We start from the raw sequence: 26,171 nt of genomic DNA, 5'->3' as shown, positions 1-26,171 counted from the left end.
TCATCGTGAAAGGCGGTCGTGAACCCCTTATTATTGATGATTTAGCAACTCATGATTCAACCAAAGATATGGAAGTAACCAAAGATCTCGGTGGTGGCTCATTAATTGGGGTGCCCATTTATTATAGAAACGGAGATAACTACGGTACTTTATGTGGTCTTGATCTTAAACCATTTCACTACACCCAAGATCACGTTGATTTATTTAAAGCGATGGCCAACCTTCTTGGAAATGTCCTTGAATTAGAAAGAGCGAATACGGAAATCGAATCACTTTCTGTGCCCATCGTTCCCATTTCCGACGAAGTAGCCATTCTTCCGATCATCGGAGACGTTAATGAAGTTCGGACAGAGCGATTAATGGAACGCGCTCTCGCTGAGAGTGCAAAGAACAACCTTGATTACCTCATTTTCGATTTATCAGGTCTAGTTAAGATTCACAGCCAAAGTGCGACGAATCTTCTTAAAATAGGAGACTCTCTTAAGCTCGTCGGTGTCCAAATGATCGTAACAGGGATTCGGCCAGATCTCGCTATAAAAGCGGTTCAAGCTTCAAGTGACTTTGACCAAATTGTTGTAAAATCAAATCTTCAACAGGCTTTGCACTGGATCGGATATAGTTTAATCAAAACATAAAAACAAAGACTGCCAATTGGCAGTCTTTGTTTTTATGTTGATTTCCTTGAATAAGAAACTTCTTCAATCATTGTAAAATCATGCTGTAAACATTCTGAACATTTTCGGATGACTCCTCATTATTATAAAGCCCATATCTCCAGTATTCATGCCAATCGCCTGAGCCAAAAATCGAGAATCCACAGTAAAAGCTAAAATAAAAAGAAGTTTATCCACTTGTTGATAAACTTCCTGTTCGTTAAATCGATTAAGCTGGTGATGGTGCCAAGTTCAAATAGGTATCTTCAATTAGTTGAGGTGGAACCGGCTTGCTGTAGTAATAGCCCTGAATACTATCACAGCCTTTTGCGGATAGAAAATCAGCTTGTTCAATCGTTTCTACACCTTCTGCAATGACGTGCAGTTTTAATTGCTTGCTCATAGCAATAATCGCACTCGTAATCTGGTCAGACTTCACATTTTGCGTTAGCTCATCAATAAAGGACTTATCGATTTTTACTTGATTGATCGAAAAATCTTTAAGATAGCTTAACGAACTATGACCTGTGCCAAAATCATCTATTGAGATACTCACTCCAAGGTCGCGAAGGGATGTGATCATCCACGACGAGCGCGTGGAGTTTTCCATTGTCATACTCTCTGTTACTTCAAGCTCTAACAACGCTGGATCGAGAGAATACTTGTGTAGCGTTTCTTTAATCGTGGTAATTAGTTCATCACTTTGAAATTGCTTGGCAGAAAGATTAACTGAAACACGAAGCGGATAACCGCTCTCACACCATTTCTTCGCCTGTTCACAAGCCATATCAAGCACTTGACGACCAAGTTCGACGATAAGTCCCGTCTCTTCCGCCAGTGAGATGAATTCGCCCGGAAATCGTAGTTCTCCATTTCCAGATTTCCAGCGAACGAGAGCTTCGACACCTGAAAGTGAACCATCCGTACATTTCACCTGGGGTTGATAATGTAAAATGAATTCCTTGTTGATCAGACCTGTTCGAAGCGAACTTTCTTCTATTAATCTCAATTCACTTTTTTGTCCCATGGATGTTGAATAGAATTGGTATTTCTTGCGATTCCGGCCTTTTGCGGAATACATCGCAATATCGGCATGCTTCATCAATGATTCAACGTTTGTGCCGTCCCCAGGTGAAGCTGCTATGCCGATACTTGCCGAAGTGGACAGTTCGTGAGAGCTAACCTGAAACGGCTTTTCAAATGCTTCAATAATCTGATTTGCAAGCTCATCAGGATAGATATGTTTAAATCCATCGAGTACAATTACGAATTCATCCCCTCCAAGGCGCGCGAGAAAACCATATGGGTCCACGCATTTTTGCAGACGCTCGGATACTGCACAAAGAAAAAGATCACCTGCATTATGACCAAGAGCATCATTAATAACTTTAAAACGATCAAGATCCAGCATCATAACAGCAAGATCTGCTGGTCCATCTACTTTCCTAAGGCAGTTCTCTAGGTATTCAACAAATGAACGACGATTTGGTAATGACGTTAAGGCATCAAAATATGCCATCTGATGTGTTTTTTGCTCTGCTTTTCTTTGCTTCGTTATATCTTTTGTAATGGCGTAGATTCGATCAAGACGATCATTTAAATAAATGGGAACAAACGTCACATTTAAATCGTTAACTTCTCCGTCAAACGTAAAGACCTTTGTATTGAAACTGACAGCCTGCCTCGTTTCATGCACCGAAAGAAAATAGTGACTCACTCTCTCTAATTCTTCAATTTCGAAAAAATCCATTGGATTTACATGGCTTAATTCATCTTTTTTTACCCGAAATAGTTTTTCACCTGCAGGATTGAGCGAACGAATTTTCCCATCTACTGTCAAAGTGAGGATCGCATCAATGCTATATGTCAGCAGTGACCGTAAACGATAGTCATTCCCCTTCATCTCAATTGACTGTTTAATCAATTTTCGTTCAGTCACAACACCAAAAATTAAGATCGTTTGAACGCACAACGTACCTACGGCAATAGCAATGGAAAGAGCGGATGTATCTAGCCCCTCTAGAAGGGGTTGATGATGCGCCATGGCCATATAGAAGGTCGCGGCTTCTAGTCCAACATAATGCATCCCTGCAATGGCAATTCCCATAATACTTGCGCTGCCTAACTTTAGTAAAATTAAGTGACGATATTTTTTTGGTCTAGAAAGGGTAAAAGCTAATTTTAACGCTGTAAATGAAGCACCTATTGCGATAAGGGTTGAAAGAATGAGTAGCCATGGATTGTAAACGATAGTGACGTTCTCCATTGCTTCCATACCTATATAATGCATAGCAATAATAGCTCCAGACATAAAGACCGTTCCAACACCTAACCTTTTAATCGTTAGTTCCTTTCCTCCAACTGCGACAAGAGCAATAAAAGATCCAAGGAAGGACGCGCAAATAGACAGAGCAACGAGTGGAACATCATAGGTCATTGGCATCGACATTGAAAAAGCAAGCATGCCGATAAAATGCATCGACCATATTCCAATTCCCATTGCGCCTGCCCCACCTATGACCCATACCCACTTGCGAATCCCTTTCGAATAGGAAACTCTACCTGCGAGATCTAGCGCACTATATGAAGCGAAGACGGCGATCACTACCGATAGTAAGACGATCCACCAATTATATTCTCCTGACATTTCAATCATAGTGTTTTGCCTCCGAAGTTATCATAAAAAATTTATATATGACCTTTATCGGCATATGAGAACAATACGTTAAGGTTTTTAGCATACTATCGTCGAATGCCTAGCTTGCTTTTCACATCTTTCAAAAACGGCTCCGCTTTAGCTCTTGCTTTCCTAGCGCCCTCTTCAAGAATTTGATTAAGCTCATCTCTATGAACCATATAGTAATGGTACTTCTCTCGAGGTTCAGCTAAGAAATCATCCATAACATGAAAAAGTTCTTTTTTCGCTTCCCCCCATCCGATCCCTTCTTTGAATTTTTTTCTCATTTCAATCGTTTCGGCATCACTAGCAAATTCTTTATAAAGTGCAAATACCGTTGATGTATCCGGATCCTTTGGTTCTGATGGGTCAGATGAATCCGTTGTAATGCGATTAATTAACTTTTTAAGCTGATCCGGCTCTTCAAACAATGGAATCGTATTGTGATAGCTTTTACTCATTTTTCTTCCGTCAAGTCCAGGAAGTACGGACGTGTTTTTATCGACAATATAGTCTGGCAACGTGAACGTTTCTCCAAATTGAAAATTAAAAGCAGCGGCTATATCCCTTGCGATTTCCACATGCTGAATCTGGTCCTTCCCTACAGGGACGAAATCGGTTTGAAACATAAGAATATCAGACGCCATTAAAATGGGATAAGTGAATACCCCCATATTCACCCCTTCATCCTCCTCTCGATTTCCCTCACGATTTTTCTCCACAATTGCTTTGTAGGCATGCGCCCGATTCATTAATCCTTTAGGGCTAAAACAAGCCAAAATCCACGATAATTCAAAGATTTCTGGTACATCCGATTGACGATAAAGAATCACCTTTGTTGGATCAAGTCCGAGTGCAAGCCACGTAGCTGCAATCCCATACGATAATTCTTCCATCTGCTGCTGATTTCGTATTTTCGTCAATCCGTGGTAATCTGCGACAAAATAAACAGGGTCAAGGTCCTCATTCTTCGCTTGTTTTAAAGCTGGTTTAATCGCTCCAATGTAATTTCCTAAATGAACTCTTCCAGTCGGCTTAATACCTGTTAAGATCGTCTTTTTCATATGGCCCTCCATCATTTTAGACAACACAAAAAGCCTCTCATCCTCTAAAAAGGACGAGAGACCCGTGGTGCCACCTTTGTTCGTTTACAAGCGTAAACGCGCTTACCCTTACAGAATGAAACCTATTTCAATAAGGTGTCTCTTGTATCGGTAAGACGTTCCGCCGAATCCTACTTTACTGTTCAGTTCGGTAGCTCAGAAGCCCATTCATCTGTTGCGCACACTGGTTTCCACCTACCACCAGCTCTCTAAAGTACGGCTCGAGACTACTCTTCTTCTTCATTGCCTGGTTATTTTTTCTTATTCTACCGTGACCCTTATTTGAAATCAATACATTTCCTGATTTTCATTTGAATATTTCTTCTGAATCAGGTACATGATTGACTTATATGCTTATTTCTTCACTTAAATAACATTTACTCTAAAGCATTCTCGCTTTTCGAAAGGAGATCATGATGAACGATCTACACTCATTCAGCTGGTATGCTGCTCGGATTAAGAAACACCTTCCACCTGAAGCATTTAAGCCTGTTCCAGTTCGACTCTTCGGGGGATTTACATATCTCGTCATCACATTGACTTGTTTCTTGATCATTGCATCCAACCCCTTACCTACCCTCATATCACTTGTCCTTTCATTTATTATTGGCGCTTGCTTTGCCGGACTTGGTTTTCTTGGCCATGAAATTCTACATGGAACCGTTGTAAGAAATGCCTTGCTCCGGGATATTCTAGGCGCAATTGCGTTCTGGCCATTAAGTACTGGCCCAAAACTTTGGAGAAAATGGCACAACCTAAATCACCACGTACATACTCAGCATGATACTAATGATCCAGATGCATGGCCGACCCTTGAACGTATTTCGAGAATGAAAATGTTCAAATGGATTTACGGACTCCCGTTATTTATCCGTTCGTTCTTTGCCTTTATTTCATTAACTGTTCAATTTACCGCCCATTCGATTAAAATGTTTTTTACTTATGTAAAAGAATTTGCGCCCAACAAGCAACGTGACGTTTTTCTACAAATGATTTTGCCCTGGGTAACATGGATCAGCCTTATCTTCGTGATCGGGATAAGAAATTGGATATTTGCTTATTTCATTCCACTTCTTATCGCAAACTTCATTGTAATGGCATATATTTCAACAAATCACAGATTAAATCCATTAACACCTATTAATGATCCGCTTGCGAACAGTCTCACCGTTACAGTACCAAAAATAGTGGACATTCTTCATTTCAACTTCTCGTATCACACAGAACATCATCTGTTTCCTGGGATGAATCCGAAATATTATCCACTTGTGAAAGAGAAGATTAAAACAATGTGGCCAGATCGATACCACGAGATGCCAATGACAAGAGCCCTCATCACTCTCTGGCATACGCCTCGTGTTTATCATGAACAGACAAATTTAATTGATCCGAGAACGAGTGAGACCTACGGTTCACTAGGTAACAAGCTATACCCAAAATCCATTCTCCCGAAAAAGACAACTGATTAAATGAGCTTGTTCAATCTTTCTATACAAGAAAAGGCTGATTTAAAGTTAATCAGCCTTCTTGCGCATTTATTATTCAACCCGTGCTTCTTCAACAGAAATTCCCTGTTGAATACAGCTTATGTTCCGAGAATTAGTAGCCTCCTCCAACAAAAGCTGCACCTACGATGATAAGGAGAATAAACAGCACTACAATTAGAGCAAACCCACTGCCGTAACCGTATCCCATGGAGTATGACCTCCTTTCCATCTTGGATTACTTCATACTATGCAGCTTCCTTTTGAATGGATGGGCATTCGTTTAGTTTTATGGAGACTTTTCTAACCTTATCGTTCAACACAAGACAGTTGGCTATGATAAAGAATGCTAATCGAACAAGGATTTGGAAGCAACGATTACCACAAGCTCTTCCTCCGTTTTCTAAACTTCGTAACTTTTTTAAATGCGCTTGATTATATAAGTATATGCTTATATAATGATTTGTGGAGGTGAAGAAATGGAGAACACAATGATTGAAATCGATCAGGCTGCTTCTGTCCTTAAATTACTTGGTGATAAAACGCGCTTAACGATAGTTGGCCTTTTAAAAGATGGTGAATGCTGCGTCTGTGAGTTTGTAGAAGTATTGCAAATGAGCCAACCTTCTATCAGTCAGCACCTAAGAAAATTGAGAGACTCTGGTTTAGTGAAAGAACGCAAAAAGGGCCAGTGGGTATTCTATTCATTAAATGCAGATCATGAAGCCTTTATAGTGATTCAGAGTATTTTAACCTTCATTCCTGAACAAAAGGATAAACTGTATGAGCTAGAACAAAAAGGACTACGCATATGTTGCGATTAATGGAGGTATTAGATTGACAGTCACACTCGCTATTCTTATTTTCATCCTTACTTTAGTACTCGTTATTTGGCAACCTAAGAACCTGGGTATTGGCTGGTCTGCTTGTGGAGGCGCATTGCTTGCTTTATTAGTCGGTGTTGTAGATTTTCAAGATGTTATCACCGTAACAGGGATTGTATGGAATGCTACCTTTGCTTTTATTGCCATCATTCTAATCTCTCTTATTCTTGATGAGATTGGATTCTTTGAATGGGCGGCGCTTCACATGGCACGAATCGCCAAAGGAAACGGACTTCGCATGTTCATTTACGTCTCGTTACTCGGAGCTGTCGTTGCCGCTTTATTTGCAAATGACGGAGCTGCCCTTATTCTCACGCCAATTGTTCTTGCGATGGTACGTAACTTAAACTTTAAGGAAAAGATGATTTTCCCATTCATTATGGCAAGTGGATTTATTGCCGATACAACCTCACTTCCACTTGTTGTGAGTAACCTTGTGAATATCGTTTCCGCTGACTTCTTTGATATCGGATTTGTTGAGTACGCATCACGTATGATTGTTCCGAACTTATTTTCCTTAGGCGCAAGTATACTTGTCCTTTATCTGTTCTTCCGAAAAGATATTCCTGGAAATTATGATGTTAACCAGCTTCGCGTTCCACATGAAGCGATTAAAGACAGCAGAATGTTTAGGCTCTCCTGGTTTGTCCTTGCGATTCTCCTTGTCGGTTATTTCGCCAGTGAATTTATCGGAGTTCCCGTATCGATTATCGCAGGAATCGTCGCGATCTTCTTTCTACTAATGGGTAGACGCAGTAAAGCGGTTGAAACGATGAACGTCATCAAAGGGGCCCCATGGGCGATTGTTTTCTTCTCAATAGGAATGTATGTGGTCGTTTATGGCCTTCGTAACCAGGGACTAACAGATATTCTTGCAAATGTCATCCAATCAGTAGCAGATCAAGGTTTGCTCGTAGGAACCGTCTCGATGGGCTTCATCGCTGCAATCCTGTCCTCAATTATGAATAACATGCCAACTGTTATGATTGATGCACTAGCGATTGAAGCAACATCAACGACCGGTACAATGCGCGAAGCCCTTATTTACGCGAATATTATTGGATCTGATTTAGGTCCAAAGATTACGCCAATTGGGTCACTTGCAACACTATTATGGCTTCACGTTCTCTCCCAAAAGGGTGTCAAAATATCGTGGGGATACTACTTTAAAATTGGTGTTATTTTAACAGTACCAACTCTACTCATTACGTTACTAGGCCTTTATTTCTGGCTACTAATCATCTAAATATTAATTTAAAAAGGAGAACAATATATGTCTAACAAAAAATCAATTTATTTCTTATGTACAGGTAATTCATGCAGAAGCCAAATGGCTGAAGGATTCGGTAAAAAACACTTAGGTGATGAATACGATGTTTATTCTGCGGGGATTGAAGCCCATGGTCTCAACCCTAATGCTGTTAAAGCAATGAAAGAGTCAGGGATCGACATTTCATCACAAACATCCGACATGATTGATATGGATCTTCTAAACAATGCGGATCTTGTAGTTACGCTTTGTGGTGATGCGAATGATAAATGCCCGAGAACACCAGCGCATGTAAAGCGTGAACATTGGGGATTTGATGACCCAGCTAAAGCAGAAGGCACAGAAGAAGAGAAATGGGCTTTCTTCCAGCGAGTACGTGATGAAATTGAAGAACGTATCGCACGTTTTGCAAAAGAAGGACGTTAATTTATTAGAAAAGCACCTCGGATTCGGGATCCGAGGTGCTTTTCTAATGCTATTATTATGGCTCATTCAGCGATTTTCGTCATTATTCCTACGAAAAACCAACTATATACGCGATATCTCAGTTATTTCCGCGGAAATGAAAAGGAGGATACTTTAAAGTTTCTTCATTTTATAAACTTCTCGGCTATTAATAAGGTCACCGATATCCTTGCGATACTTCTCATAATGCTCTGAGCTAATGTGCGTTTCAATCGCCTGTTGATTTTCCCACACTTCATAGATCACAAACGTTGTATCTTCTATAGATTGATGAACGTCATATTGAATATTCCCTTCTTCATTCCTTGAATCTCTCCGAACTTCTTGAAGGACACTTAAGACATTCTCTTCTTCACCTGTTTTAGACTTTAAAATCGCCGTAACCGCAATTTGTTCCATAAGTTTACTACCTCCAATGCTTATTTAAGAATAGGATAAGCATAGTAGCTTCAACTTATTATAGCAATTGAGGTGCTTGTTATGATTTAAGAACCGGCTTTAAGATAGTGCGCTGAAGTGGAACTCCCCCCATGGTGACATTGCGTTCAATAAACACATATCTCTTTCCATCGATCTTGAATTTACGATTCCCTAAATACTCGACCTCTTTTCCTTGCCCACTCAACTCATTCTTAAGTGCCCTTACGTATTCATTGTAGTCAATATAGCGTTCATCTAGATCAATCTGGATATAATTTTTCCGATAGCCCATTAACCAATTGAATCCAGTTAAAGAGGCAACAAAAACTACCAACATAAGAAAAAAGTTCATCATGCAGCATTCCTCCCGAGCTCTTTTCTATTTATACGAATGAGGTGTCTCTTTCGTTTCGTTTTTTTGAAAATAAAGGAAGTTTCATTAATTCTTTTACATCGTATCCTTCTATTAACGTTTGGATTAGAGAAAATCCGTCAATAGACTACTATGACTACAAGAGAAGGAGAGGATTAAGTATGGCACTATTAGAAATCAGTGTTACACCTGTAGGAACAAGTCAAACGAGCATGAATCATTTTGTAACAGAAGCTGTAAAGTTAGCTGAGAAAGAAGGATTCACTTACCATATTGGACCAACCTCTACTGTCTTTGAAGGAAACGTCGATGAACTCTTTGAATTAGCAAGAGACATTCATACAAGTGCTCTAGGAAAAGGTACAGATCGTGTTATCACAAATATTAAGATTGAACAAAGAGAAGACCGGCCTCTTTCAATTGATGGTCAAGTGAATGAAGTGCGAAGTTCAATTGGGTAATAACAAAAAGGAGGGAGCGAATCATTCGCTCCCTCCTTTTATTTCTAACTTAGAATTTCTTCTTTCTTTAAAACTCCCTCTATTCCATGGCGTGCCTCATTGACAACTGATTCTCTCCATTCGGAATCATCCGGGTAAAACATCGCTTCGAATTCTCCTAGAATCCATTGAATATCATCAACTGATTCTGCCCCTTCAAAATACAAATGATTTTCCAAAATAATCGTCATAAATTCGCGAATTTCAGCCTGTTTATCTGTTCCAAACGTTCCGAACTCAAACAAAGCCGATAGAAGATATGTTTCTGGGTAAGCTTCTTCTTTTAATTTGTAGAAATGATTCGTAGAATCCCCTTTAACTTTTTCAGGAGTATACTTTTCGACGTTGTTAAGATTGTACGCTTCTTGTAACTCCTTCACGTCTCTTCCATCATTCTCTGAGATCACCATTGTTATTTCATTTGTTGGTCCAAGAGCTGTATGCCAATCCATGTGGACAACACCAGGATAAGTTCCTAACAACTTTTCTTGTATATCCTTTAAGAAAAGAGCTGATTCTTCAGCTGTTGAACCTCCGTAATAGACACCGCGCTCAAATTCAAATTGGCCCATTCCCTTTGCTTTTTTTAATCCTGCGTATCCTTCCTTTGCTAGCCCTTTAATCAACTGTGCATATAGCTTGTGCTTCTCTGCTTGCAAATCAGTGATTTTACCATTTGGAAGAAATAAGTCGCTTTCCTTAGCATAATTTTTATTCACGTCTCTACGAATTGAATTTTCGTCATAAAAGTAATTTCTGTTTAGATCAACATTATTTTCTGTAACCCGTCGAAAATGCCGCATACCCCACGGATTAAGGGCATGAATCAGGCAAATCCCTGTCGTTGAAGGATCGATTTGATCAAGATATTCTTCTACAAACATATGGATAACCGCTGCTCCAGCATAGCCTTCTATCCCGTGCTCGCCTGAAGTGAAGAATAAAACACGATCGTTTGATGTAAGGGCTTCAGAGTAAATCATATCGATTGTATTATCTTCTTCTTTCCCAATTGACTTTGTTGATAAGGTTGCGGAAGGCCATTTCTTTTGGATTTTATCAAGATGATTGCGAAATGTCTCACGTGACTGTTCATAATTTTTAGCAAAATAGTGATCTGTTTTATGTGTCATAACGAATAATCTCCTTTGCGTTCTATTGTACCGTTGCTAAATTGGTTATCTAACCTTTTCATACCACTATCCGTAATTATCAAACTTCTAAGAATTCAAATACCCGGTAACTTTCTATCTTTCCATTAAGCAAGATACAAAAAAAGATGAAAACTCGTTTCAGAGTCTCCATCTTATTTGTTCTTCTCGTATTTTGATACTTGATGCGATTGTTCATATTCAGCAAGTTCTAATTCTAAACGCTTTTGTGTACGCTTTTTATCAACGTTGAGAAATAGTGCCGCTACCGCTATAAAGCCTATACTTAACATTAAAAACTGTAGTATTAATTCTAATGACATTATTCATTCCCTCTTTCTATTTTTCCATTTATTCCTTATTTTTTGCTTATCGTGGGAGGGTTATATATTTACCCTATATTTCACCACTCTAAACATCTGTATTGGTTTCAGGCTTAATGGAAACAAAGCAAAGAAGGATCGCAATTACTGTTACACCTGCTGAAGCATAGAAAACAACTTCATGAGACTGCTTCATGAGTAATGCATAAATTGGTGGACCAGCCGCTACGCCAAGGAAGCGAGTCGAGCTATAAAGAGATGTAATTGTTCCACGTTCTTCTTTTTTTACCCCTTCTGTGATGAGGGCATCAAGACAAGGAAGAGACATTCCAATTCCTACTCCACCCACAAATAAGATCAGTAACATCAACCAGAGTCGTTCCGTAAATGAGACGCTTAGTGTCGCTGCTGCCAGAATAAATAAACCAATGAAAATGCACCATTTCATCGTTTTCTTATTCTCACCGATACGTTTTCCCGTCACATAGGAGGTTAAAGAAAGAGCAACAAGCGGAATAGCAATAACCCCTCCTTTTTTAACACCTACAATTTGAAATTCATTTTCCAAAAACCCGGCAAGATAGAATAGAATGCCAAACAGAACAAACATAATCACGCCGCCAATTGCAAAAATCGCCGTTAGCCACTTTCCATCTTTTCGAAAAATGTTTTTTAAGCATGACAAAAAACAGGAAAAAGTTTGTGGCTCCTCTTTTTTTTCTGGTGACTTAACAAGGAATACGACAAGTAATATTGAAATAAGTGAGAAAACAGGTATGGACAAGAAGGGTAAGTACCAGAGAAAGGATGCCAGAAGTGCTCCAAGAATGGGACTCAGCACCTTCCCGACTGTATTTGATGTTTCAATTAAGCCTAATCCAGCACTTACATCTTTATCATTTTTGAATAAATCTCCTACGAGAGGAAGAACAACCGGGGCTGCTCCAGAAGATCCGATCCCTTGAAGTACCCTTCCTATAAGAATCATAACGTATGGATTTTCTAGAGACCATGATGCCCATCCTGTGACGAGCCCTCCAATCCCAGCGATAAACAAACTCGGGATGATCACTTTTTTTCTTCCGTATCGATCGGACAAATAACCGGCAATTGGAATTAATAAAATGGCTGCAATAGAATAAACCGTAATGATCATCGAAACCTTAAAGGATGTGATGCTGAGCTTCTTTTCAATTATAGGCAAGACTGGAATAAGCATTGAGTTCCCTAGCGTCATCACAAGTGGAATTGAAGCAAGTGAAATCAAATCCCACTTCTTTTTATCATCCATGAGCATCCTCCAATAAAACTTCACTTCTTACCTAGTTTGCCTGCTCTCGTTAGCGGGTATACCTTAGTAAAAGCTGGCTATTATTATTAATCATTTAGAAGAAATTCCTGTTATTTAGATCGAATAACTTTCACTAAGAGGAGTTTAACACATAGATAATCGTCGAAAATGTGTAACATAGCTTACAGTCAGGCAGCGACTTTTTTTAGTATACTTAACATGGAGATGAACCATGTAAAATCCATTTGGAGGTCAAACATATGATTACACTTTACACATCACCAAGCTGTACTTCGTGCAGAAAGGCAAAAGCGTGGCTGGAAGAGCATAACCTTCCTTATGAACAGCGCAACATGTTCGCAAAGCCGCTCACCGAAGATGAGATTAAAGCTATAATTCGTATGACTGAAAAAGGAACCGAAGAAATCATCTCAAAGCGTTCAAAAGCCTTTGATGCGCTTGATAAAGAGGTTGATGAGCTTACACTTCAGGAACTATACAGCTTGATTAAAGAAAATCCTGGCATTTTAAAACGCCCGATTTTACTTGATACAAAACGACTTCAAGTAGGCTTCCACGAGGACGAAATTAGAAGCTTTCTCCCTAGAAAAGTTCGAGCTTTTCAACTTGAGCAAATCCTTCAAGAAGCAAAATAATAAATTGTCCCTTTAGAGTAAGTGAAACAAAAGCGAGAGAGGATTATCCTCTCTCGCTTTTTATTTGGCTATTTCTCCTGATCGTCAAACCCTTGAATCGTAAATTTTTTCATAAAATAAAGAACGAGGATTAAGATAAATCCATATCTGATCTCCGTATCAGCAAGATTAAAAATCCCTTCGCTCACTTTCATAAAATCAATCACATAACCATATTGAATACGATCAATCAAGTTTCCAAGTCCACCACTAATAAGTAAGCCAAAAGCTAGCTGCACAGCAAAGCGTTTTGGGGTGGCACGTATGTATCCATAAATAAGGAGCAGTACGATACTCGCTTGTAGAAAAATTAATAAACCTGTGTATCCTTCTAACAATCCTCTTGTAGCTCTTGTATTGTAGTAAAGCTGAAGAGTTAAAAATCCATTGATCACGTCAATTTGTTCATTCAAGTTTAAGATCGAGTCAATCCATCGTTTTGTTACAAGATCCATAACAAGCAAAATGGTCACCATCGTGATCATCCGTTTCACCGTGTCCACATCCTTTTTTAATCTTCAACCATTATCCTTTATGACCGCTTTCTCTGACAATCAATTCGTCTTTTATGTTTGATTGACACACTTCTATACAGGGTAAGGAATTATAGAACCTAGTAACAAGTCAATTACTCTGGAGGTTTTGTGATAATGTATCAACAGATTTTACTCGCATCGGATGGATCCACAGATTCAGTAAAAGCAGCTGAAAAGGCTTTTGAATTAGCCAACTTAACAGGTGGACATGTTGAAATCGTTTATGTCATTGATGGTGAAACATCTAAGCACGATGCATTACGTCATGCCGATTCCCCCGGTCTTGATATGGAGAGAAGAGAGAAACTAAGCTCCACAGAAGCAATTGCTGAAGAAGCTAACGTTTCTTATGACGTGACTATTCTACATGGATCCCCTTCCACCACTCTTATTGATCATGCAAATGAAACGAGAAGTGATCTTGTTGTCATGGGCACAAGAGGACTTAATGTTCTTCAAGAAATGGTTATCGGCAGTGTAAGTCATCAAGTCATCCAAAAGGCAAGCTGTCCTGTACTTGTAGTCAAATAATGAATGAAACAGAGAAAAGACTCCTTAGCTTAAGGAGTCTTTTCGTATAAATAATTCGTTAAATATGCTGCGTCCTCAGGATAGGCATGTGGAATTTCTTCTACTTCATCAATCGTTTTCCATTCAATTTCCTTCACATCTTCTTCAGAATCGTCAAGAGAAAGCATACCACCTACCACATTTACTTCGTAATAATAGGTCGTCACATTCATTCCATTCACATCCTGATCTTTAACGAACAAAGGTTTCTCAATGGCTACTTGATACCCCGTCTCTTCCATCACTTCACGAACACAGCACATCTCAGGCGTTTCTCCCTTCTCGATCTCACCAGAAGGAACCGCCCATTCGTCAGATTCATTACGAATCATTAGTAAATCTCCCTGGTCATTGATACATACAGCAGCTGCTCCAAACCATTCCTGCATTCTACTCACCCTTTAGCTTCCATTATGTATTTAGGGACTCGTCTGACTTTTAACGTGTTCTGAACTAGAAAGCTGATGATTTGTTTCTTCAGGTGCTTTCATTCCATATTTTTTTTGGATGATAAAACCAATCGTTAGAATCGAAGCGATCAAACCCCAGAAAATCCAACCGATTAACGTCAATTTGTCCCCTCCTCCATTAAACTCTCTAATTATTCTACGATTCACGGCGCCTTATTGTTTCAAATAGTTACTAAAAAGTGCCTACTTACCAAAAAAATTCATGAACTTTATAATGGGAAAACGGGAGAAAAGGTTTACTAAAAGTTCCCCAAGTGAAACATATTCATATTCTCAACTTATTTTAAGGAGGATTTTCATAATGAAAGCTCTTTTACTAAAAGCTAAAGGACAATGGGATTCAATGAGTGTTGAAGAAATCGATACCCCTTCACCTGGAAAAGGAGAAGTTCTTGTAAAAATCCACGCTGCGGGCTTGAACCCAGTTGACTATAAGACAGCAACAAACGGAAACCCGAACTGGGAATACCCGCACATTCTTGGACTTGATGGTGCTGGTATTATTGAACAAGTCGGTGATGAGGTAACCGAATGGAAAGCCGGCGATCGAGTCGTTTATCACGGTGACCTGATGAGAAAAGGAACGTTCGCACAATATGCGATTGCACAAGCTCATACCATATCTCAACTTCCTGAGTCGATCTCATTCGTTCATGCGGCTGCGATCCCAACAGCCGGTTATACAGCCTATCAGGCGTTATTCCGCAAACTTCATATTCACCGAGGTCAAACCATACTCATCCACGCTGGCGCTGGCGGCGTAGGAGGCTACGCTATTCAGATGGCCAAATACATGGGATTAACAGTGATTACAACAGCTTCTCGCCACAATCATGATTTTGTGAAAAAGCTTGGGGCTGATTATGCCATTGATTATAAAGAAGAGGATTTTGTGGACCAAACGGTTGAAATAACAAATGGAATTGGTGTTCACGCTGTACTAGACACGGTAAGTAGTGATAATGCAACCAAATCGCTAGACACACTTACGTTTAACGGACAAATGGCTTATATTGCAGGTGCACCTGACTTTGCGCAGGGCGTCTCCTTTGCTCGTCCACTTTCCTTCCATCAAATCGCTCTTGGTGGTGTCTATCAATCATCTAATACAGCTGAGCAAGCAGATCTTGCCATGATGGGTGATGAGATGATCAACCTATTGTTAGGTGGTTATGTCGATCCAATGATCAAGAAGACGATATCGCTTGAAGAAATCCCCCAAGCATTGGTTGAGCTTTCAGAACGTCATGTTACAGGAAAAATTGTAGCTGAAATCGAACACGAATAACCTATTGAACTCGCTCTCTTTCAAAGAGGGCGTTTCTTTTTATAATCATGGATCTTCCGAATCATTCGTTTATCCTATACCCCCAGAGGGTAACGGATATATACATACTTATTTTCGAGGTGAGATGATTTGACTACTTTACAGCTTATATCCATTCTTGCACTATCAATTGGACTTCTTTCTTCCATCGTCATTCTCATTGACATCATTCGTCATCCTCAAATGATGAAAATCATGAATGTGGTCTGGCCGATAAACGGATGGTTTCTTGGACCTTTCGCTATCTGGGCCTATTTTAAATGGGGACGTTTGAAAGCGAAGAATTTGGATTATGAAGACAAGCGCGGAAAGTCTGCCAAGGTGTTTATGTCCACAAGTCACTGCTCTGCCGGTTGTACACTTGGTGATGCAGTAGGCGTGCCGATCGTTGCCTTAACAGGTTTTGCTCTGCTTGGTTCCATTCTCTATACTCATTATCTTGTCGAGTTCATTCTTGCATATGGGTTTGGTATTCTATTTCAATTCTATGCCATTTACCCGATGAACAAAGAGAATGGTGCGTGGGATGCGATTAAAGAAGCTGCGAAAGCCGACACGCTTTCTTTGATCGCTTTTGAAGTTGGCATGTTTGGTTGGATGGCCATCGTTCATTTTGTTTTATTTACCGAGCCACCAAAACCCGACTCAGCTGTCTACTGGTTTATGATGCAAATTGCGATGATTCTTGGATTTGCGACAAGCTATCCTGCAAACTGGTGGTTAGTAAAGAAAGGAATAAAAGAAGCGATGTAACTGAAGAAAGTCAGGCCCTAGGCCTGGCTTTCTTCATACCACTTCGGAATTGTCCGATCGAAGCCTTCATACATCTCCCATACATACTGAATGGCCTCTTTCGCTTGAGGAAGATCTTCTGGAAAGGAATCTGTTGCCCAATTCATATGGTAGATCAGAAGCTGAGCCATATGAACCGATCGGATTTTCCAAAACATTTCAGGAACATGACCTTTGAAGTAACCATGAATAACCCCTTTTGAGAAAGGAATACTTAAACGACTTGAGAATAATTCTAGCTTATCAAATTCGGAATAGGCGGTATTTATACCGCATCGATTAAAATCAATCACCCCAGCATATTTATTCTTATAGATAATCGAATTCCCTGCATGAAAATCATGATGAGCAAAGACGAGCCTGCTTTCACCGATAAGGTGGATATTGTTCCTTACATAGTCAATGATCTTTCTACCAAATGGAATTTGTATATCAAGTCTAGAATACCGTTCTACCGCTTTCTCAAATTTTTCTTGAATAAAGGCCATATGTTCCGGCATTGATGCTTCGATTCGAAGTTGATGGATATAATCGAGATCTAATCCTGCTTCATAACCAGCAGCATACTGTTCTTCCATTGTTAAGTTCGCTAAAGCAGCTTCGCCATCTTCCCCCTCAAGAAAAGAAAAAATCGTATAGCAGAAGTTCTCTTCAGGAACTTCACCGAACGCATAAACTTCCTGACAGCGGACTCCTAGCTTCTTAAAAGCCTTCATCTTCTCAACTTTCTCTTGAACCCGCTCACGTAAATCCACCTCATATAATCGAAGCAATACGTTCTTTCCATTCCACTTTGTTACATATTTTAAATCAAAAGAATACCCCTTTGTAATCTTTCTTAACGTAACATTCGATAGTTCAGGAATATGCGATATGACTTCCTCTTCCGTAAGACTTCTCAAGCAATTCCCCACCTTTCTACAGGAAATATTATCCTATCAAATCTTCAGAAAAAAAGAAAGATTGCTGAAATAGTTTTCATGTGCTACCATATTTTGAAATAAGAGGTGAGCGATATGAGACAATTATTCATCGTACAACTTCATCATCACAGCTAGCCTTGCTATCCGATTGCAAAATGATCGCGAATAGGAAGGCTATTACTCGTAACCGTATGAATTGAGAAGAACATTTCTCCAGTTCATGCGGTTTTTTGTATTCAAAAACGAAAGGATGAGGACTATGAAAAAGCTGAAAGATCAGAATGTCAAAGGAACGATGGATTATTTACCTGAAGATGAAATCATACGGCGCAAAGTAAGAAGAACAATAGAAGACACATTTATTCAATACAACTGTTCTCCACTTGAAACACCGATCCTTAACGATCGGAAATTGATGGCTTCAAAGTATGCAGGTGGCGATGAAATTTTAGAAGAAATGTACTCCCTCTCTGATCGTGGAGATAGAGATCTCGCACTTCGATACGATTTAACCATCCCATTCGCCAAAGTTGTTGCGATGAATCCAGCTTTACCAATGCCCTTCAAGCGTTATGAAATCGGAAAGGTGTTTCGAGATGGACCCGTTAAACCAGGGCGGTTTAGAGAATTCACTCAGTGCGATGTGGATATAACCGGCGTGAGTTCACAAATGGCTGAAGCAGAATTAATGGAGATGGCTCTCGATCTTTTCAATCAACTCGAACTTGATGTGACGATTCAGTATAACAACCGTAAACTGCTTGCAGGTATGCTAGAGTCGATCTCTATTCCTACACCTCGCTTAGATGATGTGATTCTCACGATGGATAAGCTCGAGAAAATCGGGATGGAAGGCGTTAAGCAAGAGCTCTTCCAAAAAGATATCTCCTCTGAAGCCATTAATAGCGTTGAGCGCTATGCAAAAGAATGGATTAATCAAGACCTCTATTATTTTGAACAGTTCGCATCTGCGAATTCAACTGTACGGGAGGGGTTAAATGAACTTAAAGAACTGACTTCCTACCTGGATGGACTCAACCTCGTTCAAAAATGTGAGTTCAATCCTTTCCTTGCAAGAGGGCTCGATATTTATACGGGGACGATTTATGAGATTTTCTTAAGTAACCAATCCATTACATCCAGCATTGGAAGCGGTGGTCGCTACGATAGTGCGATCGGAGGTTTACTCGGTAGTGAAGAGCCTTTTTCAACCGTTGGGATTTCATTCGGCCTAGATGTAATTTTAACCGCATTGAAACAGAATGGTACTTCACTTGTGACAAATGAAAAGCCTGAATATGTCATTATCCCCATTGATGCTAAACGCGAAGCCATGATCGTCGCCTCTGCTTATAGAAAATTAGGATGTCGGATCGAGGTGGATATGAGTGAGAAACGGATTGGTAAATCGATCGAACGCGCAAGTAAAAGAGGAATAGAAAAAGTGATTCTCGTTGGGGATAAGGAAGTTGAAAACAATGAAATCATCGTAAAAACACTAGATCAAGGAACGGAAGAACGTATTTCTTTTCTATTTAACTCTTGTAAGTAATTCTATCAATTTCGGGATTGTCGAATAAATGACTAAAATACAAACAGCGGTAAGAGAGTTTCTTACCGCTGTTTGTATTTTGATCGATCAACCTTGAAAAACGTATGGAGCTGAAGCTTGAAGTAAACTCTTAATCCCGCCCTTATAAAAAGGCATATACTCATTTGCTTCATCTACACTCATCCATTTCGCATCCGCGATAGTTTCAGTGTCTTGAATGGATAAGTGCCCACCGGTTATTTTGCCTCTAAACGTAAAGAAATGAGCGTGGTGATTGCTGTTAGTCATAAATCCTTCGTTTACACTCAAAATATCGCCAACGTCTATCGTCAAACCCGTCTCTTCTTTCGCCTCTCGAATGGCAGCCTGTGAAAGGGTTTCTCCTTCTTCAACTGACCCTCCAGGTAAAGACCAGTTATCATGCTTTATATTCTGAACCATTAACACTTTATCTTCTTGCTCATTGTAAAGAAGAGAATAAACAACGTCTACTCGTATCATTTTCAAACTCCTATCCTATGGCGATTGATGGATGATGGGGTAGCACTCCCATCATTCACAACGTCCTTGCTGTGCACTACTTTTTTGTGCAAGAAAGAAGAAGAAATAGCGGAATGCGCTGTCTTCGTTCATACTCATCCTGATGTTGAAAGTTTTCTCGTTGCGGCGTTCCCTCTCTAAGACCTTGAATCGTAAAACCAGCTCGCTGCAGAAGTAAGAAATACTCCTCAATCGTACGGTGATATTTCACAACGCTCTCTCCAATCCAGGGCTCTATTCTTCTCCCCGTCTGGAAATAATCATCTACAATCCAATCGGTTTTTTTACCTGTCATACTTTTGAAAGAAGCGGTCATAACCGGATGCAATACGCTAAAAACAAATTCTCCACCTGGCTTTAACGTGTCGTATACTTTCTTAACAATGTGATCAAGGTCTTCTATGTAATGAAGAACTAATTGTGAAACGACACAATCGAAAGTGTGTGATGGATAACCATACGACTCTAGATTTGACTGGACAACGCTCCCTTTCGTTCCCTTTAACTTCAATTCTGCTTGGTGACACATATTTTGTGAACCATCAATCCCGACATATCGCTCGCACTGCTGCTTTAGTAATTCTTCTCCGAGCGAAGCATCTCCACAACCAAGATCAAGAATGGTCTTCTCCCGAACATCGCCTAGTAATGTCATAAGAGCAGGATACTCGATGACTTTATTCGGGCTTTCTTCCCTATGTCGTCTAGCCATATAGTTCTCAAAAAAATCGTGATCATCATAAACCCGCGAACCGCTATATTCCATTTTCAGTATCTCCTTTATAAATAAGTGACTAGTTCAACCTGCATTTTTTATCGCCTTTGTTGCTATAAAGGTCTTAATATATTGATCGATTAGGCGACTCCCTCCAAAATCATCTTCATAAAAACCGTTAATGACAAATCCCGCATCAATTTGTCCCTGAATTTGATCTTCTAGCGTATGACCGAACTCTAGGGCCAAGTTACTCTCTTTGTATTTCTGAAGTTCGTCTTTCGTTAACAATTCGAGGGGAGAGTATGGAATGCGATTCTTTACATCGAGAATTCCTTTATCCTCTTGCTCATCATCAAAAAGATACAATAGCGGATTCGTAAACCCTGAAATAAGTGTCCCCCCTTCCTTCAATACTCTTGACGCCTCCTTCCAGACCGGTAATACATTTTCAACAAATACATTTGAAACAGGATGGACAATCATATCAAATGACTCATTTTCTAAAAAGAATAAATCCGACATGTCTCCTCTGGCAACAGTTAACTGTAAGTTATCCCTTTCAGCTACGAATCTGTCCTGTTCTAGCTGTTTCTCAGAAAGATCAACAACAGTCACTTCCGCCCCTGCGGCTGCAAGAATAGGACCTTGTTGCCCCCCACCAGATGCTAAGCAGAGAATGCGCAAGCCCTTCAGATTAGCTGGAAACCAATGACGTGGAACAGCTTTCTCTGTCGTAACAGTGATACGCCAATTCCCTGCTTTACTTTCTTTGATCATTTCTTGAGTGACTGGCTTTGTATAAACGACTTGATCTTCAACCTTTTTATCCCAAACTTTACTGTTATACTCATTTGTTTTCATTCTTTTCCCCCACTTAATTAAAATCACTCTCGTTCTCCTATTCTGTTTAACTAGTAAAAACCCTGCTCCTAAATTCCCCAATGATTAGGCTAATCTCACGGTGGACAAACACACATTTTCCAAATGATAGACAAATATACTGATCTTTGTCCCTCCGAGATACATACTATGCCATTACAAGCGTTTATATAAAAAGGAAGAAAGGATGCATGAATGTGCAAATGAACTTTTCACAACTCGAGAGCTATATCGGCAAGAATGTTCGAATCAACCGTGGAGGACCTGAAAGTCAGGAAGGAAAACTTCTTGAGCTTAAACAGGATTTCTTAACTTTGCTTGGACAAAAAAATACTGTTATCTATTACCAGGGCACTCACATCAAAAGCGTCACGATTAACACGAAAGAGGAAGTAGAAGTTATTGTACCAATCGAAGAACCTGTTCTTGAATTTGAAAGTGGAGAAAGTTTTCAAGAAGTTCTTGATGAATTAGTCTTTAGTTCTGTTCAAGTTAATCGCGGTGGCCCAGAGAAAGTAGAAGGTGTTTTACTTGAAGTGAACGATGATCACATCATCGTAGGTAAGGAAGCAGAATTGGTACACATTGCACTGTTTCATGTAAAAAGCGTTAGTAAGGTCGTTAAAATGACTCAACAAGAAGAGTCTAGCAACAATCAAGAGGACAATCAAAAAGAAAACCGAGGAGAAAGCCGAAGAGAAAACCTTTTTTCTAGCTACTGGCAGCCTGTTTCAAAAAAATAAAAAGCGAATGCTTATGAAAGGTTAGGATATATAATGGCACATTTAAATAGCGATACGATCGCGCCATTGTTAGGTAAGCAAGTTAAAGTTAATCTAAAAGGCCCTGAAGCAAAAGTAGGAATTCTCTTTCATGTTGCAACGGACCACTTTATGCTACAAACAGAGAAAGAAATGATTTATTACAACCTTGACCATGTTAAATCGGTTTCTTTAGATACAACCACTGTGCCGGAAATTATTGGCAGTATGTTTCTTGATCCAATCCAAGGAAGCTCTATCACAGAAGTATTAGGGGCGCTTCACTATAAATGGGTAAAGATTAATCGTGGTGGTCCAGAGCATGTTGAAGGTATTCTCATCAATCTAGCAAGCGACCATATTCTTCTATTAGTGAAAGCTGAACTTGTTCGCATTACACTTTTCCATATTAAAAGCTTCAGTACTATCGAAACGGTGATTAAGGAAGTTCCTGAAAAAATCGTCGAGGCTTAACTCGTATTCTTGAGAGGAAAAGAGAGCCATGATCGCCTATATCTCTCCTTACGCATTTCACAAGTTAGTTCATGTGATGAGGAAATGACTCGCCTTTAAATTCATAGTTATTTGCACAGTCATCTTCCTCCTCACACTTATTTTTTTATGTAGATATGATCGTTCTATCAGAATCACTTGTTAATATGCCACAGCTGTTTTTCTCATATGAAAGGAGGTCAATAGTGAGAAATTCATCAGATTTAACGAACGAAACCATTCGATTAAAAATGAACGGAACAAAAGACATTATCGGTGTGCTAATCGACTCAGGAAATGACATTCTTGTCTTATATAACGGCAAAGACTTCATCTATGTCTCCCAATATCATGTTCAGCATTATGATGTGTGTACGAAAGAAGATGAAAAAATTTCACTTCCAAAAGAGTCGCTATTTGAAGAACCTGAAACTTTAAATTCGATTTCGCTTCGTAAAGCACTACAGGAATCAAAAGGAATGTTTACAGAGATTTATGTTACTGGCCATCACTCTCTTCATGGATACATCACTAGTATTATGAACGATTACTTTGTGTTCCAAAGTCCTATTCACAAAACGATGTATATATCCATGAAACATCTAAAGTGGCTGATCCCTTATCAAGGTAACGAAAGACCATATCAATTAACGCATTCAGAATTCCCCGTTGTACCGATTGGACTCTCCTTATCCCGGACATTAGAAGAGCAGCTAAAAAAAGTAACCAATCAAATAGTCATATTCGATATATACGAAAATCAAAACAAAATAGGGAAATTAATAAGTATTCAGGAAAACCAGATCACGTTAATGACGGCAAAAGAGGGTCAAGTTTTTATCAATTTCCACCATGTAAAATGCGTTCATTTCCCTTAAAATCACAACAACGATTCACTCATTGGTTATATCTCAACCTCATTCGTCCGTTCCATGAAAACGGGCTTTTTATTATATCTTGATGAAAACTCCTAAATGAAATCCCTTTAGTTCCGCGGTAAGAGCATCACCGTTACACCCACTAAGCAAATGAACGCTCCAATTAAATCATAGCTATCAGGGACTTCCTTATCAATTCCCCATCCCCAAAGGACGGACATCACTATAAACACACCACCATACGCCGCATACACGCGACCGAATTCAGGATATACTTGCATAGTCGCAATCACACCATAAAGAGCTAAAGAGATTCCACCAGCTAGTCCAAATACGCTCGAGTACCCTTCTCGCAGCCAAAGCCAGATTAAATAACCTCCTCCAATCTCTGCAAGCCCAGCTAAAATAAATAAGAGAATTGTTTTCATTTCCGCTAACCTCCTTCACAATGCAATAAATGTTAAAAATACAAATCAAGCGCTATTGTCATCTCGATCATCACTTTTGGATTACCCAATACAATAGTCCCTTCCCCGTATGATGCTTCTCTTTTCTAACTTCGATTTCTTCTATATAATCAAGCACGATTTACCCTCCCATCTAAATGGCTTCATTATAAAGTATCTACGAATGCGATTACAATTTCCTTCGACAAAATCAAGTAGAATCATGTATTACTAATGGTAAAAACTAACCAGCAGGGACCAAAGTATGATAATCTATAAAAAAATGATTCTATTAAATGTAATATAAAAATTTTTTACATAAAAACATCACTACTCCAGGAAAAGAGGATGCCTCATGACGCAACGTGAAATTCAAATCCAATATTCTAAAAACACATGCGAACATGTCTATCAATTGGATCCAAACTCAATTCCTGTTCTTCACGTTTTACTTTCAGAAGAAGAGTTAGCGCTTCGTTTACAAAATTACTCATGTTCCCTCTCCATCATACAAAAATTCATGAAAAAGCTCCTTAGCTTTTTATCTGACACTCCAACCGTCGTGGTTACAACTGATCACGAGGGCTATGTATTAGATTCATATGGCGATGAATCCTTCGAACAAATGACAGCGTCACTCGGCATTCAAAATGGCGTTAAGTTTGATGAAGCAACGGCTGGTACGAACGCCATTACACTTGCCTTAAAATACCAAGAACCGATTCATCTCATTGGGGATGATCATTATCACTATTGCTTTGAAGATGTGGCTTGCTACTCAGCACCATACGCTTATCATAATGGGGAAATTATCGGTACGATCTCCCTCATGACAACTAAGAAATATGCGTCTCAATTACATCTAGGCTTGCTTTCATCTTCTATAGATACGATTGAACGGGAGATCCAGGTTAACAAGCAAAACGAACAGCTCCATCTCTATAATCAGATGCTTATGCGTGCCACTCCAATCGGGATTGTCATTTCAGATCAAGATGGACAAATAAAAGAATTCAATCGAAGCGCTGAAAAACTAACGGGACTTAACAAAACCAAAATGATTGGCTATCCAATTACCGAGATCCCTACTCTTAAACCGTTTTTCGATCATGTGCTTTCGAAAAAAAAGGGCATCGAAGATATCGAAATCACTTTTTTTAAAAACGATGAACGTAAATGCTTACTCGATATTTTGCCTCTTTACGATCACAACCAACAGCTAAGCGGAGCTTTCGCTCAATTCCGAGATATGACTTCTTATTATCAACTACAAGAACAGGTCATTCAATCTGAGAAGCTTTCTGCAATCGGAAAACTAGGTGCTGGCTTTGCTCATGAAATCCGCAACCCACTTACATCAATCATTGGCTTCACACAACTTTTAGATGTAGATGAGGAACAAGCCAATTACATTAGTATCATTAGAGCTGAACTCGAACGCATGAAAAATCTTGTGAATCAATTTGTTATGATGGGCAAACCGACGATCAGCAAGCGAACGCTCAACGAGTTAAATCCACTTGTATTTGAGACGGTTGAATTAATGAAAAGCAATGCTCACTTACATAATGTCCAACTTGAATTCGATGCGAACACTGAGAATATTACGGTTTGTATGGATTCCTCACAAATCAAACAAGTGCTTATTAATTTTATCAAGAATGCGATCGAAGCTATGCCTGAAGGCGGGGAAATCTCGGTTCATTTAACAAAAAACGAGGAAAATGCGGTTATCTCCATTGAAGATGATGGCAAAGGAATGAGCGAAGAAGAAGTGAAACAGCTTGGCACCCCTTTCTTTAGTACGAAAAGAAGCGGGCTTGGGATTGGACTATCGATTTGCTTTGATATTATGGAAGCTCATAATGGAGAAATATCCATTGATTCAGAAATAGGAAAAGGTACAAAAGCCAGGCTCATTCTCCCTTACCATCAAGAAGAGAACTGAGCTTCTCTTTTTCCTCACATGCTCAACACGACGATGAACGTAAGGAGTAA

31 protein-coding genes and 1 other annotated feature are annotated in these 26,171 nt (G+C 39.5%); of the genes, 15 read left to right on the top strand and 16 right to left on the bottom strand.

Translation table 11 applies throughout. The features are described from left to right. Positions 1–5: 5 nt before the first annotated feature. Positions 6–635 (top strand): STAS domain-containing protein, encoded by a 630-nt coding sequence (locus IQ283_RS12380; protein ID WP_242057335.1) that lies wholly within the window; start codon positions 6–8, stop codon positions 633–635. Between the two features lie 247 nt (positions 636–882). Here IQ283_RS12380 and IQ283_RS12375 read toward each other — a convergent pair whose 3' ends face one another. Further along, the gene (locus tag IQ283_RS12375) at positions 883–3,309 is read right to left on the bottom strand and encodes an EAL domain-containing protein (protein WP_194220453.1); all 2,427 of its coding nucleotides are present in this window, start codon (positions 3,307–3,309) and stop codon (positions 883–885) included. 86 nt (positions 3,310–3,395) lie between these two features. Beyond that, on the bottom strand, positions 3,396–4,394 hold the full coding sequence (locus IQ283_RS12370; RefSeq protein ID WP_194220452.1) for a tryptophan--tRNA ligase: 999 nt from the start codon (positions 4,392–4,394) through the stop codon (positions 3,396–3,398). Positions 4,395–4,440: 46 nt separating this feature from the next. Continuing rightward, positions 4,441–4,686: a binding site (T-box leader), on the bottom strand. A 163-nt stretch (positions 4,687–4,849) separates the two neighbouring features. Between IQ283_RS12370 and IQ283_RS12365 the strand changes: the two genes are divergently transcribed. Beyond that, positions 4,850–5,902, top strand: coding sequence for a fatty acid desaturase family protein (locus IQ283_RS12365; RefSeq protein ID WP_194220451.1), 1,053 nt, complete (start codon positions 4,850–4,852; stop codon positions 5,900–5,902). A gap of 130 nt (positions 5,903–6,032) precedes the next feature. Here the strand turns inward: IQ283_RS12365 and IQ283_RS12360 are convergent, their stop codons facing one another. Beyond that, the gene (locus IQ283_RS12360; protein WP_142329528.1) at positions 6,033–6,128 is read right to left on the bottom strand and encodes a YjcZ family sporulation protein; all 96 of its coding nucleotides are present in this window, start codon (positions 6,126–6,128) and stop codon (positions 6,033–6,035) included. 268 nt (positions 6,129–6,396) lie between these two features. On the opposite strand from IQ283_RS12360, the gene IQ283_RS12355 reads away from it, so the two are divergent. Genes IQ283_RS12355 through arsC form a run of 3 tightly spaced genes read left to right on the top strand, consistent with a single transcriptional unit; the run spans position 6,397 to position 8,497 of the window. Beyond that, on the top strand, positions 6,397–6,741 hold the full coding sequence (locus tag IQ283_RS12355; RefSeq protein WP_194220450.1) for an ArsR/SmtB family transcription factor: 345 nt from the start codon (positions 6,397–6,399) through the stop codon (positions 6,739–6,741). Between the two features lie 13 nt (positions 6,742–6,754). Then, positions 6,755–8,047 carry an arsenic transporter gene (locus IQ283_RS12350; protein ID WP_242057334.1) on the top strand — a complete coding sequence of 431 codons (1,293 nt, stop codon included), beginning with the start codon at positions 6,755–6,757 and terminating at the stop codon, positions 8,045–8,047. A gap of 27 nt (positions 8,048–8,074) precedes the next feature. Further along, a complete protein-coding gene (gene arsC / locus IQ283_RS12345; RefSeq protein WP_194220449.1) occupies positions 8,075–8,497 on the top strand; it encodes an arsenate reductase (thioredoxin) in 423 nt (140 codons plus the stop codon). A gap of 153 nt (positions 8,498–8,650) precedes the next feature. Here arsC and IQ283_RS12340 read toward each other — a convergent pair whose 3' ends face one another. Together IQ283_RS12340 and IQ283_RS12335 are read right to left on the bottom strand one after the other, a co-directional pair. Next, positions 8,651–8,935 (bottom strand): putative quinol monooxygenase, encoded by a 285-nt coding sequence (locus IQ283_RS12340; protein ID WP_194220448.1) that lies wholly within the window; start codon positions 8,933–8,935, stop codon positions 8,651–8,653. 79 nt (positions 8,936–9,014) lie between these two features. Next, complete coding sequence (locus IQ283_RS12335; protein WP_306558322.1) at positions 9,015–9,311, bottom strand: hypothetical protein; 297 nt, start codon at positions 9,309–9,311, stop codon at positions 9,015–9,017. Between the two features lie 179 nt (positions 9,312–9,490). On the opposite strand from IQ283_RS12335, the gene IQ283_RS12330 reads away from it, so the two are divergent. Next, positions 9,491–9,790, top strand: a complete 300-nt coding sequence (locus IQ283_RS12330) for an MTH1187 family thiamine-binding protein (protein ID WP_194220447.1) — start codon at positions 9,491–9,493, stop codon at positions 9,788–9,790. A gap of 44 nt (positions 9,791–9,834) precedes the next feature. Here the strand turns inward: IQ283_RS12330 and IQ283_RS12325 are convergent, their stop codons facing one another. From IQ283_RS12325 to IQ283_RS12315, 3 genes are all read right to left on the bottom strand, one after another. Continuing rightward, on the bottom strand, positions 9,835–10,962 hold the full coding sequence (locus IQ283_RS12325; protein ID WP_194220446.1) for a M14 family metallopeptidase: 1,128 nt from the start codon (positions 10,960–10,962) through the stop codon (positions 9,835–9,837). 173 nt (positions 10,963–11,135) lie between these two features. Continuing rightward, a complete protein-coding gene (locus IQ283_RS12320; RefSeq protein WP_194220445.1) occupies positions 11,136–11,303 on the bottom strand; it encodes a hypothetical protein in 168 nt (55 codons plus the stop codon). Between the two features lie 88 nt (positions 11,304–11,391). Next, positions 11,392–12,594: an MFS transporter gene (locus IQ283_RS12315; protein WP_194220444.1), complete on the bottom strand. Its 1,203-nt coding sequence runs from the start codon at positions 12,592–12,594 to the stop codon at positions 11,392–11,394. Between the two features lie 260 nt (positions 12,595–12,854). On the opposite strand from IQ283_RS12315, the gene spxA reads away from it, so the two are divergent. Continuing rightward, the gene (spxA, locus tag IQ283_RS12310) at positions 12,855–13,250 is read left to right on the top strand and encodes a transcriptional regulator SpxA (RefSeq protein ID WP_194220443.1); all 396 of its coding nucleotides are present in this window, start codon (positions 12,855–12,857) and stop codon (positions 13,248–13,250) included. A 68-nt stretch (positions 13,251–13,318) separates the two neighbouring features. Here the strand turns inward: spxA and lspA are convergent, their stop codons facing one another. After that, positions 13,319–13,774 (bottom strand): signal peptidase II, encoded by a 456-nt coding sequence (gene lspA / locus IQ283_RS12305; RefSeq protein ID WP_242057414.1) that lies wholly within the window; start codon positions 13,772–13,774, stop codon positions 13,319–13,321. Positions 13,775–13,939: 165 nt separating this feature from the next. On the opposite strand from lspA, the gene IQ283_RS12300 reads away from it, so the two are divergent. Further along, on the top strand, positions 13,940–14,356 hold the full coding sequence (locus IQ283_RS12300) for a universal stress protein (protein ID WP_194220441.1): 417 nt from the start codon (positions 13,940–13,942) through the stop codon (positions 14,354–14,356). A gap of 29 nt (positions 14,357–14,385) precedes the next feature. Here the strand turns inward: IQ283_RS12300 and IQ283_RS12295 are convergent, their stop codons facing one another. Next, positions 14,386–14,784, bottom strand: coding sequence for an NUDIX hydrolase (locus tag IQ283_RS12295; RefSeq protein WP_194220440.1), 399 nt, complete (start codon positions 14,782–14,784; stop codon positions 14,386–14,388). A 30-nt stretch (positions 14,785–14,814) separates the two neighbouring features. Continuing rightward, positions 14,815–14,967, bottom strand: a complete 153-nt coding sequence (locus IQ283_RS12290) for a hypothetical protein (RefSeq protein WP_194220439.1) — start codon at positions 14,965–14,967, stop codon at positions 14,815–14,817. A gap of 199 nt (positions 14,968–15,166) precedes the next feature. On the opposite strand from IQ283_RS12290, the gene IQ283_RS12285 reads away from it, so the two are divergent. Continuing rightward, positions 15,167–16,153 carry a zinc-binding dehydrogenase gene (locus IQ283_RS12285; RefSeq protein ID WP_194220438.1) on the top strand — a complete coding sequence of 329 codons (987 nt, stop codon included), beginning with the start codon at positions 15,167–15,169 and terminating at the stop codon, positions 16,151–16,153. A 129-nt stretch (positions 16,154–16,282) separates the two neighbouring features. Beyond that, a complete protein-coding gene (locus IQ283_RS12280; RefSeq protein WP_242057333.1) occupies positions 16,283–16,945 on the top strand; it encodes a DUF4396 domain-containing protein in 663 nt (220 codons plus the stop codon). Positions 16,946–16,962: 17 nt separating this feature from the next. On the opposite strand, the gene IQ283_RS12275 is transcribed toward IQ283_RS12280, so the two are convergent. Beyond that, complete coding sequence (locus IQ283_RS12275) at positions 16,963–17,886, bottom strand: aminoglycoside phosphotransferase family protein (protein ID WP_194220437.1); 924 nt, start codon at positions 17,884–17,886, stop codon at positions 16,963–16,965. Positions 17,887–18,166: 280 nt separating this feature from the next. Between IQ283_RS12275 and IQ283_RS12270 the strand changes: the two genes are divergently transcribed. Then, positions 18,167–19,459: a histidine--tRNA ligase gene (locus IQ283_RS12270; RefSeq protein WP_276511835.1), complete on the top strand. Its 1,293-nt coding sequence runs from the start codon at positions 18,167–18,169 to the stop codon at positions 19,457–19,459. A gap of 87 nt (positions 19,460–19,546) precedes the next feature. On the opposite strand, the gene IQ283_RS12265 is transcribed toward IQ283_RS12270, so the two are convergent. The 3 genes from IQ283_RS12265 to IQ283_RS12255 all read right to left on the bottom strand — a co-directional run bounded on the left by IQ283_RS12265 (position 19,547) and on the right by IQ283_RS12255 (position 21,578). Continuing rightward, a complete protein-coding gene (locus IQ283_RS12265; RefSeq protein WP_194220436.1) occupies positions 19,547–19,960 on the bottom strand; it encodes an NUDIX hydrolase in 414 nt (137 codons plus the stop codon). Positions 19,961–20,036: 76 nt separating this feature from the next. Then, entirely contained in the window at positions 20,037–20,765 is a 729-nt protein-coding gene (locus tag IQ283_RS12260; protein WP_194220435.1) for a class I SAM-dependent DNA methyltransferase, read from the bottom strand. A 33-nt stretch (positions 20,766–20,798) separates the two neighbouring features. Next, on the bottom strand, positions 20,799–21,578 hold the full coding sequence (locus IQ283_RS12255; RefSeq protein WP_194222208.1) for a class I SAM-dependent methyltransferase: 780 nt from the start codon (positions 21,576–21,578) through the stop codon (positions 20,799–20,801). A gap of 209 nt (positions 21,579–21,787) precedes the next feature. Here IQ283_RS12255 and IQ283_RS12250 point away from each other — a divergent pair, with 209 nt between their 5' ends. The 3 genes from IQ283_RS12250 to IQ283_RS12240 all read left to right on the top strand — a co-directional run bounded on the left by IQ283_RS12250 (position 21,788) and on the right by IQ283_RS12240 (position 23,727). Continuing rightward, positions 21,788–22,339, top strand: a complete 552-nt coding sequence (locus IQ283_RS12250) for a spore coat protein (RefSeq protein ID WP_194220434.1) — start codon at positions 21,788–21,790, stop codon at positions 22,337–22,339. 33 nt (positions 22,340–22,372) lie between these two features. Next, positions 22,373–22,831: a spore coat protein gene (locus IQ283_RS12245; RefSeq protein ID WP_194220433.1), complete on the top strand. Its 459-nt coding sequence runs from the start codon at positions 22,373–22,375 to the stop codon at positions 22,829–22,831. A gap of 269 nt (positions 22,832–23,100) precedes the next feature. Continuing rightward, the gene (locus IQ283_RS12240) at positions 23,101–23,727 is read left to right on the top strand and encodes a DUF2642 domain-containing protein (RefSeq protein ID WP_194222207.1); all 627 of its coding nucleotides are present in this window, start codon (positions 23,101–23,103) and stop codon (positions 23,725–23,727) included. 107 nt (positions 23,728–23,834) lie between these two features. Here the strand turns inward: IQ283_RS12240 and IQ283_RS12235 are convergent, their stop codons facing one another. After that, complete coding sequence (locus IQ283_RS12235; RefSeq protein ID WP_194220432.1) at positions 23,835–24,155, bottom strand: YnfA family protein; 321 nt, start codon at positions 24,153–24,155, stop codon at positions 23,835–23,837. A 373-nt stretch (positions 24,156–24,528) separates the two neighbouring features. Between IQ283_RS12235 and IQ283_RS12230 the strand changes: the two genes are divergently transcribed. Next, positions 24,529–26,121: an ATP-binding protein gene (locus IQ283_RS12230; protein WP_194220431.1), complete on the top strand. Its 1,593-nt coding sequence runs from the start codon at positions 24,529–24,531 to the stop codon at positions 26,119–26,121. Positions 26,122–26,171 lie beyond the last annotated feature (50 nt).

This window comes from Pseudalkalibacillus hwajinpoensis, assembly GCF_015234585.1.
Classification (GTDB): domain Bacteria; phylum Bacillota; class Bacilli; order Bacillales; family Guptibacillaceae; genus Guptibacillus; species Guptibacillus hwajinpoensis_B.
The sequence above is the reverse complement of the archived record's forward strand: the minus strand, read 5'-3'. Positions and strand labels throughout refer to the sequence as shown.

Coding starts and splice junctions, on each gene's coding strand:
- IQ283_RS12375 (WP_194220453.1), bottom strand. CDS start 3,309: ATGATTGAAATGTCAGGAGAATATAATTGGTGGATCGTCTTACTATCG.
- IQ283_RS12370 (WP_194220452.1), bottom strand. CDS start 4,394: ATGAAAAAGACGATCTTAACAGGTATTAAGCCGACTGGAAGAGTTCAT.
- IQ283_RS12365 (WP_194220451.1), top strand. CDS start 4,850: ATGAACGATCTACACTCATTCAGCTGGTATGCTGCTCGGATTAAGAAA.
- IQ283_RS12360 (WP_142329528.1), bottom strand. CDS start 6,128: ATGGGATACGGTTACGGCAGTGGGTTTGCTCTAATTGTAGTGCTGTTT.
- IQ283_RS12355 (WP_194220450.1), top strand. CDS start 6,397: ATGGAGAACACAATGATTGAAATCGATCAGGCTGCTTCTGTCCTTAAA.
- arsC (WP_194220449.1), top strand. CDS start 8,075: ATGTCTAACAAAAAATCAATTTATTTCTTATGTACAGGTAATTCATGC.
- IQ283_RS12340 (WP_194220448.1), bottom strand. CDS start 8,935: ATGGAACAAATTGCGGTTACGGCGATTTTAAAGTCTAAAACAGGTGAA.
- IQ283_RS12335 (WP_306558322.1), bottom strand. CDS start 9,311: ATGATGAACTTTTTTCTTATGTTGGTAGTTTTTGTTGCCTCTTTAACT.
- IQ283_RS12330 (WP_194220447.1), top strand. CDS start 9,491: ATGGCACTATTAGAAATCAGTGTTACACCTGTAGGAACAAGTCAAACG.
- IQ283_RS12325 (WP_194220446.1), bottom strand. CDS start 10,962: ATGACACATAAAACAGATCACTATTTTGCTAAAAATTATGAACAGTCA.
- IQ283_RS12320 (WP_194220445.1), bottom strand. CDS start 11,303: ATGTCATTAGAATTAATACTACAGTTTTTAATGTTAAGTATAGGCTTT.
- IQ283_RS12315 (WP_194220444.1), bottom strand. CDS start 12,594: ATGGATGATAAAAAGAAGTGGGATTTGATTTCACTTGCTTCAATTCCA.
- spxA (WP_194220443.1), top strand. CDS start 12,855: ATGATTACACTTTACACATCACCAAGCTGTACTTCGTGCAGAAAGGCA.
- lspA (WP_242057414.1), bottom strand. CDS start 13,774: ATGATCACGATGGTGACCATTTTGCTTGTTATGGATCTTGTAACAAAA.
- IQ283_RS12300 (WP_194220441.1), top strand. CDS start 13,940: ATGTATCAACAGATTTTACTCGCATCGGATGGATCCACAGATTCAGTA.
- IQ283_RS12295 (WP_194220440.1), bottom strand. CDS start 14,784: ATGCAGGAATGGTTTGGAGCAGCTGCTGTATGTATCAATGACCAGGGA.
- IQ283_RS12285 (WP_194220438.1), top strand. CDS start 15,167: ATGAAAGCTCTTTTACTAAAAGCTAAAGGACAATGGGATTCAATGAGT.
- IQ283_RS12270 (WP_276511835.1), top strand. CDS start 18,167: ATGAAAAAGCTGAAAGATCAGAATGTCAAAGGAACGATGGATTATTTA.
- IQ283_RS12265 (WP_194220436.1), bottom strand. CDS start 19,960: ATGATACGAGTAGACGTTGTTTATTCTCTTCTTTACAATGAGCAAGAA.
- IQ283_RS12260 (WP_194220435.1), bottom strand. CDS start 20,765: ATGGAATATAGCGGTTCGCGGGTTTATGATGATCACGATTTTTTTGAG.
- IQ283_RS12255 (WP_194222208.1), bottom strand. CDS start 21,578: ATGAAAACAAATGAGTATAACAGTAAAGTTTGGGATAAAAAGGTTGAA.
- IQ283_RS12250 (WP_194220434.1), top strand. CDS start 21,788: ATGAATGTGCAAATGAACTTTTCACAACTCGAGAGCTATATCGGCAAG.
- IQ283_RS12245 (WP_194220433.1), top strand. CDS start 22,373: ATGGCACATTTAAATAGCGATACGATCGCGCCATTGTTAGGTAAGCAA.
- IQ283_RS12240 (WP_194222207.1), top strand. CDS start 23,101: ATGAACGGAACAAAAGACATTATCGGTGTGCTAATCGACTCAGGAAAT.
- IQ283_RS12235 (WP_194220432.1), bottom strand. CDS start 24,155: ATGAAAACAATTCTCTTATTTATTTTAGCTGGGCTTGCAGAGATTGGA.
- IQ283_RS12230 (WP_194220431.1), top strand. CDS start 24,529: ATGACGCAACGTGAAATTCAAATCCAATATTCTAAAAACACATGCGAA.